The organism is Halorientalis salina, assembly GCF_005049285.1.
GTDB classification, from domain to species: Archaea; Halobacteriota; Halobacteria; order Halobacteriales; family Haloarculaceae; genus Halorientalis; species Halorientalis salina.
Map to the genome: position 1 here is coordinate 25,743 of NZ_SOSC01000008.1, position 15,983 is coordinate 41,725.

Sequence of the window (15,983 nt, forward strand, 5' to 3'; positions counted from 1 at the left end):
GCGTCGAGTGCCCAGCTCAGGCCAGCGCGTCCCGAACCTTCTCGATGGGGTGTGGCGGCCGGTCGTGTCCCGACCGGTCGCCGAGTTGGGTTCGACAGGACGCGCCCGGAGCGACGACTTCCTCGCCGGGACTCGAATCGACCTGGTCGAAGAGGATGCGCCCGATGGCCTTCGAGAGGTCGTAGTGTTCGGCCTCGTAACCGAACGAACCGGCCATGCCACAACAGCCCGAGTCCAGGTGGTCGACGTCGTAGCCGGCCCGCTGGAGCGTCGCCGCAGCGTGGTGGTCACGGTTGAGCGCCTTCTGGTTGCAGTGGCCGTGATAGGTGAGGTACTCCTCGGCCCCGTCGAACTCCAGACTGTCGTGGACCCGATGGGTGTGCAGGTACTCACAGACGCCGTAGGCGTTGGCTCCGACCGATGCGACCTCGTCGCCGTTCAGGAGGTCCTGGTACTCGTCCTGGAACATCACCGCGTCGGAGGGTTCGACGAACAGCACCGACCACCCGTCGGCCACGGACGGCGCGAGGGCGTCGACGTTGTGCTGGGCGCGCTCGCGGGCCTCATCCAGCAGGCCGATCGAGAATGCGGCCCGGCCGCTCGGTGCGACATCGTCGGTGTCGAGCACCCGGACGTGGACGTTCGCGGCCTCCAGCACCTCGACGGCTGCCTTCCCGGGTTCGGGATAGCTGTAGTTCGTGAACGTGTCGGGGAACAGCAGGACGTGGTCCTCGGCCTCCGCCTCCGAGACCTTTGGCCCGCGCTCGTCGAACCAGTCGACCAGCGTCTCCCGACGGAATTTCGGGAACGTGCGCTCAGGCGCGACCCCGAGGACCTTCTCGGCGACCAGGTCCGAACCGGGCAGTTTCTGCGCGACGTTCGAGAGCGGCGCGAGCGCGCTTCCGATAGCGCTCACGCGGTCGACGTTGGCGAACAGACGGTCACGGAGCGTCGTCCCCTTCTCCTCGTGGTACTGGTGTTTGACCTCGGCTTTGAGCTTCGCCAGGTCAACGCCGGTCGGGCAGTCGCTCGAACAGCCCTTGCAGCCGACACAGAGGTCGAGCACCTCCTCCTGAAAGCGGTCGGAGTACAGTTCCTCCTCGGGCAGTTCGCCGCTGATGGCCGCCCGGAGCATGTTCGCCCGGCCGCGGGTGGCCTGGATCTCCTCACGCGAGGCCCGGAACGTCGGGCACATCACGTCGGAGCCGTGCTGTCGGCAGGTCCCACAGCCGTTACACAACTCCACCAGGTGGGAGAAGCCGCCCTCCTCGGAGAAGTCGAGTTCCGTCTGGGGTTCCAGCGACTGATAGGCGGGTCCGTATCGCAGGTGCTCGCGCATGTCCGCACCGACGCCGCGTTCGCTGTCCGGCCCCACGTCGTCCGGGCCGTCCCGGTAGACGACGTTTCCGGGGTGCATGAGCCACTCGGGGTCGACGGCGGTCTTGATCTCCTTGAACGCCGCCCAGAGGTCCGGTCCATACATTTTGGGGTTGAACTCCGTCCGAGCCATCCCGTCGCCGTGCTCGCCGGAGAACGCACCGTGGTGATCGAGGACGAGGTCAGTCACGTCCTCGGTGATCGAGTGCATCTTCTCGATGTCACCTTCCGTTTTGAGGTTGAGGATGGGCCGGATGTGGAGCGTCCCGCTGCCGGCGTGGGCGAAGTACGCCGCGGAGGTGTCGTGGTCGGCCAACACGTCCTGGAACTCCTGGACGTACTCGGCGAGTTCCGCGGGCGGCACCGTCGCGTCCTCGATGAACGGGTACGGTTTCGGGTCGCCCTCCAGGCTCATCAGCAGCGGAATCGCGGCTTTCCGGAGCTTCCAGAGGTCGGCCTGGTCCTCGTCGGTGTAGGCCTCGATAACGTCGAACGCGTCGCCGCCGTCGACGAAGTGGGTATTCGTCTCGGCGACGGCCGCCTCGAAGTCGTCGTGGAGTTCCGAGTCGAACTCGAGCATGAGGGCCGCCGCCGCCTCCTCGGGAATCGGTTCGACGTACTCCGAATAACCGTCCGACTCCGCGGCCAGACGGAACACCTCGTCGTCCATCAACTCGACGGCGCTTACGTCGAACTCGAGGGCCTCGGGCACCGCTTTCATCGCGGCCACCAGGTCCTCGAAACAGTACAGCGCCAGCGCGGTCTCCTCGGGGACGGTCACCAGACCGACGGTCGCCTCGACGATGACGCCGAGGGTCGCCTCCGCACCGACGTAGAGTTTCGCGAGGTTGATGACCTCCTCGCCGTCCTCGTTCTCGTAGATCACCCGATCGAGGTTGTAGCCGCTCACCCGTCGCTTGAGGTCGGGATAGCGGGACTCGATTTCCTCGGCGTTGTCCTCGACCAGCGACCGAACCGTCCGGTAGACCTCGGCCTCGCGGTCGTCTTTCGCGACGATGTCGTCCCACTCCGGGCCGTCGAGGACGACTTCGCGGGCGTGCAGCAAGGTCCCGTCGGGGAGGACCGCTTTCACTTCCTCGGTGTAGGCGTCAGTGATGCCGTAGCGGACGGAGTGGGCACCGGTGGAGTTGTTGCCGATGCCGCCGCCGACGGTCGCGCGTCCGGACGAGGCCGGATCGGGCGCGAACTTCAGTCCGTGCTCGGCGAGGTGGTCGTCGAGGTCGTCCTGCACGACGCCCGGCTGGACCGTGGCACGTTTCGCGTCGGGATCCACGTCGAGGATGCCGTCCATGTGTCGCGACATGTCCAGCACCACGCAGCCGGGGCCGACCGCCTGGCCGGCGAGCGACGACCCCGCGCCCCGCGGCATGATCGGCGTGTCGTGGGCCGTCGCGACCTGGACGGCCGCTCTGACGTCGTCGATGTCCGTTGGAGCGACGACACCGGCCGGTCTGGCCTGGTAGATGCTCCCGTCGGTGGCGTAGAGGAGTTGGGCGTACTCGTCGAACCTGACGCTGCCCTCGACGGCATCGTCCAGGTCCTCGGCGAGGTCGACGTACGCCTCGGCAGTCGGGCCCGTCTCGCGGGCGAACGCCGACGGGTCGCCCGGCGGGTCCGCCGGCCGAACCATCCGATCCTGACTATCAATTCCCATACCCGCCACTGGGGAGGCCCGCTCATTAATACTCGGGGTTGGGCCCGGCGGTGGGATCACGCCCTGCGACGGGCGCTGAGCCGTACCTGTGCAACGAGCGTCGAAACGGCCACGTCCACTATCTTTCTTCGAGGAGAGAATCCCGTCGTTTACGACGGGAGTGAATCCGACAACCCCGACGCCAACTACCGCCGATAGCAGTCCGGATATTCAACGGTAATCCACACCATTTAGTCGGTTATCTACATAGGCTATATATGGCGATTGAGGTTACTCGCACCTACGTTGGTTCCATCCAGAACCAGCGACAGGTCTGCGATGGCCTCGATTCGCTCGGAGACTCTACCTCGAAGATTTGGAACGTCGCACGATGGACAGCCGACCGAGTCTGGGATGCAACAGGCGAAATCCCAGACGAGTGCGTGCTGAAAGCGTACATGAAGAACCAGCCGTGCTGGAAAGATCTGAACGCACAATCCAGTCAGAAAGTCATCGAAGAACTTTCTGACGCTTTCCAGTCGTGGTTCGACCTGCGACAGAAAGACCCAGAGGCGAATCCGCCCGGCTACCGCAAACACGGCGATACCCGGCCCAAGAGTACGGTCACGTTCAAAGAAGACGGGTTCAAACACGACCCAGAGAACAACCGCGTCCGACTCTCGAAAGGCTCGAACCTCAAAGAACACTGGTCAGACTTCCTACTCTGCGAGTACCAGACGCGCCCCGACGTTGACCTCGCAGATGTCAACCGGGTGCAGAACGTTCGAGCTGTCTGGAACGGCGACGAGTGGGAACTGCACTTCGTCTGCAAAGTCGAACTTGAAACCAACGATTCGGCAGGCGACGGTGTTGCAGGTATCGACCTTGGCATCAAGAACATCGCCACGGTCGCATTCCCTGACGAATACGTGCTGTACCCCGGCAACTCGCTCAAAGAAGACAAGCACTACTTCACCCGCGCAGAGTACGACACTGAGGGTGAGGACGGCCCGTCAGAGAAGTCGATGTGGGCACGTCGGAAACTCACTGACCGTGAGACACACTTCTACCATGTCCTCACGGACACGATCATCACCGAGTGTGTCGAACGCGGTGTTGGGACGCTCGCGGTGAGTTGGCCTGAAGATGTGCGAGAATCCGATTGGGGTGCGACGGGGAACAAGAAGCTGCACTCGTGGGCGTTCGACCGTATCTACCAGTATCTCGAATACAAGGGCGAGATTCGTGGCGTCGAGGTGCTGAAAGAGAACGAATGGGACACCAGTAAGACCTGCTCACGGTGTGGTGACGACACGAAGTCGAACCGGAAGCACCGTGGGTTGTATGTCTGCTCGTCGTGCGAGTTGGTCGGAAACGCGGATTGTAATGGGGCGGAGAATATGCGACAGAAGATAACTCCGAGTCCTCACGGTGAGGATAGGAGTAACGGCTGTGTGGCACAGCCATCGGTACACCTGTTCGACCGCGAGAGCGGGATGTTCAACACGAGAGAACAGGTCATGTCGTAGACCGGCAAATATCCCACCTGCGGGACGGGAAGCCCCATCGTTTACGGTGGGGAGGATGTCACCTACGGGTGGGGCCTGTTCGTCATCGAATTCACGGGGTTCCAGAAATCCGTCTCGTGGCGGACGGCTGCGCTCCTCGGCGTCGAACCCCTCGGCGTCATGATCTCCACGTTCACTAACGGCTCGCACAATCTGTTCTGGACCACGATCGAGACGACGTTCTGACCTTGGCACGCGACGGACAAACCATCGACGAGACGACATCCGTAACACTCGGTTCGGTCGCCGAGCACGCCTGGGAGAACGTCGATACTGGAAACGCCTCCCTGGTCGTCGAGACGAACTTACAGGGATCGGCCGACCCGGATCGCCTCCAGCGCCTCTTCGAGAACCTCTTCCGCAACGCCATCCAGCACGGCCGTGACGACGTCACGATCACCGTGGGAACGCTGGGCGAGGTAGACGGCTTCTACGTCGCCGACGACGGGCCGGGGATTCCGCCCGACGACAGAGACCGAGTGCTCGACGACAGCTACACGACGCACGAAGAGGGGACCGGACTGGGCCTCTCCATCGTCAAAAGCGTCGTCGAGGCTCACGGGTGGTCGATCGCTGTCACGGAAAGCTCGTCAGGTGGGGCCCAGTTCGAGATCGAGTGCAACGTCACGCCCGAGGACTCCCAGATAGGAACGCGCACCAGCACCTAGCGACCATTCTCTCGGGGTAGAACACGCCAAAAAACTGTGTTGATTGACGACTGGGCGACTTACTCGTGCTTCGAGACGGTGTGATCGTACTGGTCTGCGACGTTGTCCCAGTCGATCACGTCGAAGAAGCTGTCGATGAAGCTGCCGCGGTCCGGACCGTAGTCGTAGTAGTAGGAGTGCTCCCAGACGTCGAGCGCCAGGATGGGGTGTGCGCCCCAGAGGGCACCCTGGTCGTGCTTGTCGACCACGATGTTGCGCAGTTGTTTGGCAACCGGGTCGTACACGAGCAGGGCCCAGCCGCCGGCGGCGCCGGCAGCGGCCTCGAACTCGCCCTTCCAGCCCTCGTAGGAGCCGAAGTCCTCTTCGATACGGTCGGCGAGTTCACCGGACGGTTCGCCCCCGCCGTTGGGGTCCATGTTCTCCCAGAATAGGGTGTGGAGATAGTGGCCACAGCCGTTGTGGGTGACGTTGCCGATGGCCGCGGCAGAGCTACTGAAATCGCCGCTCTCGCGGTTCTCGGCGAGCGTCTCCTCGGCGCTCTCCAGGCCGTTCACGTACCCCTGATGGTGCGTGTCGTGATGCCATTCGAGCACCTGCTGGCTGATCGACGGTTCGAGCGCGTCGTAGTCGTACGGTAGTGGCGGCAGTTCGGGTTCGGATCTCTCGGGCATACGTAATTCCTCCACCCGAACACTCGGCTGGATACCTGTTAAAGGTTTAGAAGGCGGTCGTTATCGTGCAAAAACCGGGCCAAACGTAACCATATCCGGCTAGTATCGGGACAGTCGCTCGGGACTCCCGCCGGCATCTCGCCGCTGGTTCGCGACTGACACCCATCGGTCGGCAGTGGCCCCGTGTTCGCGGTGGTCAGTCGTCGCCGCGCGCCCGTTCGAACATTTGTATCGCCTGTTCACGGCGTTCGCCGTGGTCGACGACGGGTTCGGGGTAGTCCGGAGCGGTCTCCCGTCGCTGTGTCGGTGACAGGGTCGGCCAGTCGTGGATCAGGTCCGGGTCGACCCCACGGAGTTCGGGGACGTACGTCGTGATGTACTCGGCGTCGGGGTCGTACCGCTCGCCCTGGGTCGTCGGGTTGAAGATGCGGAAGTACGGCTGGGCGTCGGTCCCGGTGGAGGCGGCCCACTGCCAGCCGCCGTTGTCGTTGGCCGTGTCGTGGTCCACGAGTTTCTCGCGGAACCAGTCGTACCCCTCGCGCCAGTCGACGAGCAGGTCCTTGGTCAGGAAGGAGGCGACGATCATCCGTACCCGGTTGTGCATGTACGCCTCTTCCCGGAGTTGCCGCATCCCAGCGTCGACGATCGGATACCCCGTTTCCCCGTGTTTCCACGCCCGCAGTGCCTCCTCGTCGTCGCGCCACTCGATGGGCCGGGGGTAGGACTTGTAGTTCTCCGCGACGACGCCCGGGTTGTAGAACAGCACCTGCGTGTAGAACTCCCGCCAGGCCAGTTGCTCCTGGAACGCCGTGACCGACGCCCGGCGGGCCTCGGGGTCGCCCATCCCCGGCGCGTCGCTCTCGACGCCGGCGGCCGCGTCCTTGGCCGCTTCCGTTGCGGCGTACACCTCGCGGATCCCGATGGTTCCCCACTTGATGTGTGCCGACAGCCTGGAAGTACAGTCGTCGGCGGGGTAGTCCCGGCGCTCGTCGTAGCGGTAGATGTCCTCGGCACAGAACTCCTGCAACCGTTTTCGAGCGGCGTCCGGACTCGCCTCGGGAACTGCCGCCTCGGGTTCGTCGAACCCCAGGTCCGAGAGCGTCGGAATCGGTTCGTCGTCGCGAAACGCGTTGAGATCGGCGGCCGTCGGCGGATCGACGGGATCGTCTTTCTCCCGGTCGTGCCACTTCCGGCCGAAGTAGGTGAACACCGAGTAGGGGTCGCCGTCGTTGGTCGTGATCGAACCGGGCTCGTGGTGGACGGCGTCGTGGACGCTCTTCCGGGCCACGTCGTCGTCGGCCAGGGCGGTCCGAACAGTCGTATCGCGTTCGCGTGCGAGCCCGGAGTAGTCTTTTCCCCAGGTGACGCCGTCTGCGTCGTACGCCGCGGCCAGGTCCGGCAGGACACCCGTCGGATCGCCGTGGGCGACGAGCAGATCGCTGTCACGCTCGCGGTACCACTCGCGGAGCGAGCGCAGCGCGGAGAGCATGAATGCGACGCGGGGCGGGCCAGCGTGGTCGAAGACCGACTGGTCGAAGACGAACACCGGGAGAACACCGCGGTCGTCGTCGTCTCCAGCAGCGGCGTCGACGGCCGCCGTCAGGCCGAGGTTGTCGGCACCGCGCAGGTCGCGCCGGTGCCAGTGGATGCGCATAAAAGCGATTCGGGCGGTAAACGCCTGAAAGCAGTGCCCAACCTGTGGGGTATTCGGGCCGCTATTCGGCGGGGGTGGCAGTCTGCGTTCCGGACTGAGCTTTCGCCTGCTCGAAGGTTTCCTGCGACAACAGCCCGCCGACTTCGTCGTAGGAGAGCGCCCCGATCAACGCGGATGCGCTTCCGGAGACGAGGAACACGCCCAACTCGCTGACGGAATCGTCGATGCTGAGTGCCGATTCGTCCTCGACGCTGCCCTCGAAGGATTCGACTGCCTCGCCGAGCAGTTCCTGTTGGATCTGCTGGGACTGCTGTCTGGCCTCCTGCTGGCTGATCTCGTCGTTCTGCAGTTGCTGGCGGAGTTCCGCCTGTCGTTCCTGGAGTTTCTCCTGATCGGCCTGCACCGTCACCGTCACCGTCTCGGACCCGTCGGACCCGGATTCGGTGGTCGTTCCGTCCGACTGGAGCGCGTTACAGCCAGCGATCGAAAGCGCGGTCCCGGTACCTGCGAGTTGCAGGAACCGACGACGTCCTGTGAGTTCGTCCATTCTCTTCGAACTACGACCACTAATCAATAAGCGTTGGTTTTTCTCGAAGGGAATCGATGTCGGGTCTGCTCGATTAGTTCTCCCCCGACGGCTGGGCCTTCCGGTCACTGACTGGGCCGCTCCTTACAGTGTTAGTGTTATTTTACATCATACCACCATTGGTAGAGTACGGGACAAGTTTTTTGAACGCTTGAACCGTTCGGGGTTGTAGTATGTCAGACGAGGCTGTGCTACTCGACGTCGAGGACGAGATCGCGACGATCACGCTGAACAAACCGGACATGCGGAACGCGCTGACCGGCGATATCTCGGGCGGGATCGTCGACGCGCTGGAGGAGATCGAGGACACCGACGCTCGCTGTGTGGTAATCGAAGGGGCCGGCGACGCGTTCTCGGCCGGGGGCGACATCAACTCGATGATGGAGGGGCTCGCGGGCGAGACCGAACCCCACGAGAAAGTCGAGGTCGTCGAGGACACGGGTCGAGCCCTCCAGCGAGTCTACGAGTTCCCGCTGCCGGTCGTCGCGAAGATCGACGGCACGGCCTTCGGTGCGGGCGCGAATCTGGCGATCGCGTGTGACACACAGATCGCGAGCGAGCGGTCGAAGATCAGCTTCGGGTTCCGCCAGGTCGGACTGGCCGTCGACTCGGGAACCTCCTATTTCCTCCCGCGCATCGTCGGGGAGAACAAGGCCAAGGAACTGGTCTTCACGGGTGAACTGGTCGACGCGGACGAGGCCCACAGCCTGGGCATCTTCACGCAGGTGTACGACGACGACGAGTTCGAAGCGCAGGCCGAGTCGTACGTCGACCGCATCGCGACCGGGCCGACGATCGCGCTGCAGACCTCCAAGCGCCTGATCCGGCAGGGACTCCAGAGCGACATCGACCAGGCGATGACCAACGAGGCCGCGGGCCAGACCGCCGTCTTCGCGACCCACGACCACGAGGAAGGAGCCACTGCCTTCATGGAGCAGCGCGAGGCCGAGTTCGAAGGGCACTGATCGGTCACACGAGGTGTCCGAGGCTCGACTCTTCTCCAAACTGGCGCTGCCAGAATTCCCGTGCCGGAACCTCCCGGTCTATTCCGACATCACATAAAACGAGTGGTTGAATTTTCAACGAGTTGTACTTAATGAGCCTTAACTATCCGGTCAACGTCATCAAGATTTATTACCCTCGTTTACTATGTGTGACCAGACACCATGGTTAACGATGGTAAAGATGAGGCAGGCTCGGATTATTCCGGTAGTACTGGTAGGAAAGAATCGAACAATGCTAACGGAGGGTCCGTCGGCCGACGGAGTTTCCTGAAAGCGACGGGGGCAGGCGCTGTCGCGACAGGCGTCGCCGGCTGTCTCGGTGGCGGCGGTGACGAGGAGTCGGTCCCGCTTTCGGATCGCGACGAGATCAGGGTCGGCGTACTGGCTCCGGCTCCGTCCGACAACCCGATCGGCGCCTCGATCGCGAACGGTGCGAAACTGGCCGCCCAGGAGATCAACGACAACGACGGCATCGAGGGGACCGAGATGAGTGTCATCGTCAAGGACACCAAAGAGCAGCCCCAGACGGGGACTGAGAAGTACGGTGAGCTCATCCGGGACGAGAACGTCGACATGACGACCGGCGTGTTCACCAGCGAAGTGCTGCTGGCGATCATGGACGACATGCCCGGCGCGGAGACGGTTCACATGACGACCGGCGCGGCAACGCCCGACGCCAGTGCCCGGGTCAAGAACAACTACGAGGAGAACAAGTACCACTTCCGTACCGGCCCGATCAACGCCCACCACCTCGGTGAGAACATCGTCGACTTCGTCGACGCGAAGGCGGACGACCTCGGATGGGAGTCGGTCGCCGTGCTGGTCGAGGACTACACCTGGACCGAACCGGTCTCGAACGTCCTCGACGACACGCTCTCGGACACCGGCATCAACATCGAGATGAGCCGGCGGTACGCGTCGGGAACCGAGGACTTCAACCCGATCTACAACGACGTCGAGGACTCGGGCGCTGACGCGGCTGTCATCGCGATGGCCCACACGGGGACGCCCGCGGTCATCCAGTGGGCCCAGCAGCAGCGGCCCTTCGAGTTCGGCGGCATCCACGTGCCGATGCAGCTCCCGTCGTACTACGGTGCCGTCGAGGGAGCCAGTGCCTACGGCGTGACCCAGAACTCCGCGACGCCGACCGCGGAGGTCACCGATACGACAGTACCGTTCGCCGAGGCGTACAACGAGAACTACGACAGCTACCCGGTGTACACGGGGTACATCTCGTACGACGCCGTCAACCAGTACGCGAGCGTCGTCGAGAGCAAAGGCGACATCGGGGCCGACCCCGTCATCGACGGCCTCGAAAACAGCTCCTACACCGGGACCATCGGAACCGTCGAGTACTACGGCAAAGACCACGAGTTCGCCCACGACGTGAAATACGAACAGGGACTGGTCTGGCCGGTCTTCCAGCAGTGGCAGCCCAACGACGACGGCACCGGTTCACAGGAAGTCATCTTCCCCGACAATCTCGCTACTGCGGATTACCAGACGCCACCGTGGATCTGACAACTCTTCAATTGTTCAACTATGGTAGATATACTGCAGTTCGTCATCCTGTCGACAATACGGAGTGGGCTGTACGCCCTCATCGCCATCGGCTTCACCCTCATCTTCGGGGTCGGCGGCGTGTTGAACCTCGCCCACGGGGCGAGTATCATCCTCGGCGCGTACGCAGCCTACTACGCCTCGGCAGCGGGACTCGGCGTCGCAGGGTCGATGCTTGCGGCACTGGTTGTTCCGGCAGTGTTTGGCAGTCTCCTGTATCTGTTCGTCATCAGACGCTTCGAACACGAACCGATCATGGTGATGATCCTGACCCTGGTGACTTCGGTGGCCGTCGAGCAGTTAGTCATCGAGTTAGCGGGGACACAGGCCAAACGCGTCCCACAGTTCCTTTCGGGGAACATGACGATCGGTGGGACCAGCGTTCAGTACAACCTGATCGCCGTCTTCGCGCTTTCGTGGGCCATTATCATCGGCCTGTTCCTGTTCATCAACTACACCAAACCGGGCAAAGGCATCCTCGCAACGAGTATGTCGGCGAAAGGTGCCTCGCTCGTAGGGATCAAGAGCGACCGAATCAACCTCGCGACGTGGGCCATCGCCGGCGCGCTCGCCGGTATCGCGGGCATGGCGCTGGGCTCACAGCTCGGTGCAACGTACCACATGGGCCGGAACCCGCTGGTGCTGTCCTTCTCGATCGTCGTCATCGGCGGCATCGGCTCCATCCGGGGCAGCGTCGTCGGCGCGTACCTGATCGGCTTCCTCGAGGTCGGCGTCATCCAGTTCGTCAGCAGCGACCTGACCGGCATCGCGCCGCTCGTCGTGTTGATCCTGGTACTGCTCGTCAAACCCGAAGGCCTGTTCGGCCGGGAGCTGGCGGAGTGATACCATGAGTGACAACGATTCCACGCAGACGACGGGCGTACTCGGTCGGTTGAACCCGATCACGATGCCCCTGCGGTACAAACTGGGACTGGTCGGACTGGTACTGCTCGGGGCCCTCCCGATGTTCATCGACTCGACGATGGCGCTGACCTTCGCCGGGGCGTACTTCTTCGGCGTCTACGCCATGAGTTGGGACGTCGTCTCGGGGTACACCGGCCAGATCAGCTTCGGCCACGGGTTGTTCTTCGGCGTCGGCGGCTACACGTCGGCGTTGCTCAACCTCGGCCACGGTTTCGATCCGCTCCTGTCGATCCCGGTCGGCGTCGTGATGGCCGCCCTCGCGGGCATCATCATCGGCGTGCCGGCACTTCGACTCAAGGGACCGTACCTGTCGCTGGTGACGCTGGTCGCGCCGCTGATACTCGTCCAGATCTTCATCTACCGGAGCGACATCTTCAACGGCGAACAGGGGCTCTCGGGCGTCGACCCGCTGTTCGGCCTCAACACGTTCGGCGACGAGGCGATGTTCTACTACGTCGCCTTCGGACTGTTCGTCTTCGTGCTCGCAGTGCTGTGGATCGTCACCCGGACCGACGCCGGCCCGGTGTTCACGGCCATCCGCGAGGACGAGGACGCCGTCGAGGCCGTCGGGCTGAGCCCGGCGAAGTTCAAGATCATGGCGTTCGTGCTGTCGGCCGCCATCGGTGGCCTCGCGGGCGCGATGATCGTTCACACGCCCAACGGGAACGCCAGTCCGACGACGCTGCTGTCCATCACCGTCAACGTCGAGGTCATCATCGCAGCCATCCTCGGCGGGATGGGGACGATCGTCGGTGCGGCCATCGGCGGCGTCGCGCTCATTCTGCTCCGGGACCAGTTGTCGGCCGTCGACCTGGTCGTTCCGCTGTTCGACACGCCGATCTCGGATATGGACTTCCTGGTCTTTACGCTGATCACCTTCGTCCTGCTGTTTGCCCTCCCCGGCGGCATCATCCGCTGGGCGACGGGTATCGGCGGGTGGCTGACCCAACGGGTGCGCGGCGAGGACCCGGAGATCGCTGCCGACGGCGGCACGAAGACGCCGCCCGAACAGGTGTACGAGAACTACACCGAGGAACTGCGCGAGATTCTCGGAGGTGACGACGACGATGAGCACTGAAACAGACCACGGCGAGGAGACGGACGCAGTCGCAGCGAACGGGAGCGTCAGTCCGGACGACGGACTGCTGGTCCTGGACGAGATCCGCAAGGAGTTCGGCGGCCTCGTGGCCGTCGACGACCTCTCCTTTGCGGTCGAGGAACAGGAGATCCTCGGGTTTATCGGGCCGAACGGGGCCGGGAAATCGACGACGTTCAACTGCGTCGTCGGTCGCTTCCCGCCCACGTCCGGGACGGTCTACTACAAGGGCGAAGACGTGACCGGCACCAACGCCCACACGATGGTACAGAAGGGACTGGCCCGGACCTTCCAGGAGTTCCGCCCGTTCGAGGACCGGACGGTGCTGAAGAACGTCTCGCTGGCGCTGACGCCAAACCGGATGTTCTCGATGCAGGGGCTTCGCGGGAAGACGAAGGAGAAAGCAGCAGAGATCTGTAAGCGCGTCGGTCTCGGCGACCGGATGCACATGACGCCCGACGAACTCCCACACGCCGGACTGCTCCGGCTGGAGCTCGGCCGGGCGCTGGCGACGAAGCCCGACCTCCTGCTGGTCGACGAACCGTTCGCCGGCCTGTCGGGGCCGGAAGTCGAGAGCATCTCCGATCTCCTGCTCGAACTTCGCGACGAGGGCCTGACCCTCGTCGTCGTCGACCACAACATGCGCGGCCTGCTGTCGCTGATCGACCGGGGCATCGTCATCCAGTTCGGGTCGATGATCGCCGAGGGCGACCCCGAGGCGATCAAGAACGACCCCACCGTCCAGGAGGCCTATCTGGGAGGTGACGAGCTGTGAGCTCCGACGCGGAGGCGGTCGGCGCTACCGGAACGACCGGCGAGACCGTCCTCTCGGTCTCGGATCTGGACGTCTCCTACGGGAAAGTCCAGGCGCTGCGCGGCGTCGATCTGGAGATCACCCAGGGCGAGATCGTCTCGGTGATCGGGCCGAACGGGGCCGGCAAGTCCACGCTCGCGAACACCGTCTCGGGGTTCAAGGAGTTCGACGGCTCGGTCGAGTTCATGGGACGGTCGGTGGCCGACCGGATGCCGGAGGACCTCGTCGAGGAGGGGCTCATCCACTGTACCGAGTCCCGCGACCTCTTCGGGTTCATGAACGTCGACGACAACCTCGAACTCGGAGCCTACCGGCGCGGGGACGTGGCCGAACGGAAGGCGTTCGTCTACGACCTGTTCCCGCGACTCGAAGAGCGCAAAGGCCAGCACGCAAACACCATGAGCGGTGGCGAACAGCAGATGCTCGCCATCGGGCGGGCGCTGATGGGCGATCCGGACTTCCTCGTCCTCGACGAGCCGACGCTCGGCCTGGCTCCGGTCATCCTCGAAGACATCAGCGAGGGGATCGACGCCATCCAGGAGTCCGGCGTGACGATCATGCTCTGTGAGCAAAACGTCACCTTCGCGCTCAAACACGCCGACCACATCCACTTGCTGGAGAACGGCGAGTTCGTCCGCGAAGGGCCGCCGGAGGAACTCCGCGACGACGACTACATCCGCGAGTCGTACCTCGGCGGATAACCGCAGCCGACGCGTCCGGCCGGCCGTCCGCAACGTTTCAACCGATGTTAATCTCTAGCCTTCGTACGCAAACAATGGTCAAAATTAGGGCAACTATTTTAACTACGCCAGCAGTTGTGGGGAACGATGACGAATCTCGTTCGAGACATCGAGGAGACGGTCGAAGAACAGCCGGACGAACCGGCTATTTCCTTCAAAGGTAACGAGGTTTCGTACGGGGCCTTCTGGCACCGAACGGGACAGTTGGCCCGGGCACTGGCCGACGCGGGTATCGAGGCAGACGACCGGGTCGGAGTGTATCTCCCGAACCTCCCGCAGTTCGTGACGTCCTACTACGGCGTGCTCCGGGCGGGCGGGGCCGTCGTGCCGATGAACCCGCAGTACAAAGCCCGGGAGATCAGTCACATGCTGGCCGACAGCGAGGCGGAGGTCGTCATCGCGCTGGCGGACCTGGTTCCGTTCGTCCGGCAGGTGCAAGACGACACCGACGTCACGGAGATCGTCGCCGTCGGCGGCGACGCCGAAGGGGCGACGCCGTTCGAGGAGTTCCTGGCCGAGGAACCCATGGAGACTGTCGAGCGTGCCGACGACGACGTGGCCGCACAGCCCTACACCTCGGGGACGACGGGCACACCGAAAGGCGTCCTCCTGACCCACCACAACCTCGCGTGGACCTCCCGGGTCGGCGCGGAACTGCTGGACGAACCGTACAATCCCGACGACAAACTGCTCGGGGTCCTGCCGCTGTTCCACATCTACGGCATGACAGTCGTGATGAACGCCGGACTCTACAACGGGTCGACGTACTATCCGCTCCCCGAGTGGGACGCCCCGACGGCCCTCTCGCTCATCGAGAGCGAGGACCTGACCGTGATGCACGGCGTGCCGGCGATGTTCAACGACGTGATCAACCAGCCCGACGCCGGCGACTACGACCTCTCCAGCCTGCGCTTCGTCAACTCCGGCGGGAGCGCCTGTCCCGTCGAGGTCATCAACGCCTTCGAGGACATCTACGGCGTCGAACTCTACGAAGGCTACGGGCTGACCGAGACGAGCCCCATCACCCACGCTAACCGACCGGGCGCGCGGCGGAAGGGCAGCATCGGCAACCCCATCCCGGGCGTCGAATCCAAGGTCGTCGACGAGAACTTCGAGGAGATCCCCCGCGTCGAGGAAGGCCCCATCGACGAGGACGACATCGACTTCGACGAGATCGTCGGCGAGATCGTCGTCTCCGGACCGAACGTCATGCGGGGCTACCACGGCCGCCCCGAGGCCAACGAGGAAGCGTTCACCGAAGTCGACGGTAAGACGTGGTTCCACACGGAAGACCTGGGCTACTGGGACGAGGACGGCTACTTCTACGTCGTCGACCGTGAGAAACACATGATCGTCACCGGCGGCTACAACGTCTACCCCCGCGAGGTCGAGGAGTTGCTCTTCGAGCACGACGACGTGGCCGACGCCGCCGTCGTGGGCATTCCGGACGAGCGCCGCGGCGAGACGGTCAAGGCGTTCGTCGTCCCCAAACCCGACAGCGACGTCACCCCCGAGGAGATCAAGGAGTACTGCCTGACCAACCTCGCGGAGTACAAACACCCTCGCGAGGTCGAGTTCGTCGAGGAACTGCCCCGGACGACGACGGGCAAGGTCCAGAAGTTCGAGTTGCGCGAGGACGAGGAGTAAGCCGGCGGGAATCGAGTTGT

Annotated in this window: 14 protein-coding genes; 10 read left to right on the plus strand and 4 right to left on the minus strand. The window is 63.7% G+C overall.

Features of this window, described 5'->3' with window-relative positions:
- Positions 1-16: 16 nt before the first annotated feature.
- Positions 17-3,028, minus strand: a complete 3,012-nt coding sequence (locus tag E2481_RS13820) for an FAD-binding and (Fe-S)-binding domain-containing protein (protein WP_136717852.1) — start codon at positions 3,026-3,028, stop codon at positions 17-19.
- A gap of 281 nt (positions 3,029-3,309) precedes the next feature.
- On the opposite strand from E2481_RS13820, the gene E2481_RS13825 reads away from it, so the two are divergent.
- Genes E2481_RS13825 through E2481_RS13835 form a run of 3 tightly spaced genes read left to right on the plus strand, consistent with a single transcriptional unit; the run spans position 3,310 to position 5,267 of the window.
- Positions 3,310-4,560 carry an RNA-guided endonuclease InsQ/TnpB family protein gene (locus E2481_RS13825; protein ID WP_136717745.1) on the plus strand — a complete coding sequence of 417 codons (1,251 nt, stop codon included), beginning with the start codon at positions 3,310-3,312 and terminating at the stop codon, positions 4,558-4,560.
- A 36-nt stretch (positions 4,561-4,596) separates the two neighbouring features.
- On the plus strand, positions 4,597-4,785 hold the full coding sequence (locus E2481_RS19230; RefSeq protein WP_136717853.1) for a histidine kinase N-terminal 7TM domain-containing protein: 189 nt from the start codon (positions 4,597-4,599) through the stop codon (positions 4,783-4,785).
- 2 nt (positions 4,786-4,787) lie between these two features.
- On the plus strand, positions 4,788-5,267 hold the full coding sequence (locus tag E2481_RS13835) for a sensor histidine kinase (protein WP_169302449.1): 480 nt from the start codon (positions 4,788-4,790) through the stop codon (positions 5,265-5,267).
- Positions 5,268-5,326: 59 nt separating this feature from the next.
- Here the strand turns inward: E2481_RS13835 and sod are convergent, their stop codons facing one another.
- From sod to E2481_RS13850, 3 genes are all read right to left on the minus strand, one after another.
- Positions 5,327-5,938, minus strand: a complete 612-nt coding sequence (gene sod / locus E2481_RS13840; protein ID WP_136717747.1) for a superoxide dismutase — start codon at positions 5,936-5,938, stop codon at positions 5,327-5,329.
- Between the two features lie 196 nt (positions 5,939-6,134).
- Positions 6,135-7,592 (minus strand): cryptochrome/photolyase family protein, encoded by a 1,458-nt coding sequence (locus E2481_RS13845; protein WP_136717748.1) that lies wholly within the window; start codon positions 7,590-7,592, stop codon positions 6,135-6,137.
- Positions 7,593-7,653: 61 nt separating this feature from the next.
- Positions 7,654-8,139 (minus strand): hypothetical protein, encoded by a 486-nt coding sequence (locus tag E2481_RS13850; RefSeq protein WP_136717749.1) that lies wholly within the window; start codon positions 8,137-8,139, stop codon positions 7,654-7,656.
- Positions 8,140-8,351: 212 nt separating this feature from the next.
- On the opposite strand from E2481_RS13850, the gene E2481_RS13855 reads away from it, so the two are divergent.
- From E2481_RS13855 to E2481_RS13885, 7 genes are all read left to right on the plus strand, one after another.
- Positions 8,352-9,143, plus strand: a complete 792-nt coding sequence (locus E2481_RS13855) for an enoyl-CoA hydratase/isomerase family protein (RefSeq protein ID WP_136717750.1) — start codon at positions 8,352-8,354, stop codon at positions 9,141-9,143.
- Between the two features lie 201 nt (positions 9,144-9,344).
- On the plus strand, positions 9,345-10,703 hold the full coding sequence (locus E2481_RS13860; protein WP_136717751.1) for an ABC transporter substrate-binding protein: 1,359 nt from the start codon (positions 9,345-9,347) through the stop codon (positions 10,701-10,703).
- A gap of 21 nt (positions 10,704-10,724) precedes the next feature.
- The gene (locus E2481_RS13865; protein WP_136717752.1) at positions 10,725-11,585 is read left to right on the plus strand and encodes a branched-chain amino acid ABC transporter permease; all 861 of its coding nucleotides are present in this window, start codon (positions 10,725-10,727) and stop codon (positions 11,583-11,585) included.
- A gap of 4 nt (positions 11,586-11,589) precedes the next feature.
- On the plus strand, positions 11,590-12,744 hold the full coding sequence (locus E2481_RS13870; RefSeq protein ID WP_136717753.1) for a branched-chain amino acid ABC transporter permease: 1,155 nt from the start codon (positions 11,590-11,592) through the stop codon (positions 12,742-12,744).
- Positions 12,734-13,537, plus strand: a complete 804-nt coding sequence (locus E2481_RS13875) for an ABC transporter ATP-binding protein (protein ID WP_136717754.1) — start codon at positions 12,734-12,736, stop codon at positions 13,535-13,537. The genes E2481_RS13870 and E2481_RS13875 overlap by 11 nt, the downstream gene beginning before the upstream one ends.
- Positions 13,534-14,277: an ABC transporter ATP-binding protein gene (locus E2481_RS13880; RefSeq protein WP_136717755.1), complete on the plus strand. Its 744-nt coding sequence runs from the start codon at positions 13,534-13,536 to the stop codon at positions 14,275-14,277. Before E2481_RS13875 ends, E2481_RS13880 begins: the two co-directional genes overlap by 4 nt.
- Before the next feature lie 126 nt (positions 14,278-14,403).
- On the plus strand, positions 14,404-15,963 hold the full coding sequence (locus tag E2481_RS13885; protein ID WP_136717756.1) for a long-chain-fatty-acid--CoA ligase: 1,560 nt from the start codon (positions 14,404-14,406) through the stop codon (positions 15,961-15,963).
- The last annotated feature ends 20 nt before the right edge of the window (positions 15,964-15,983 follow it).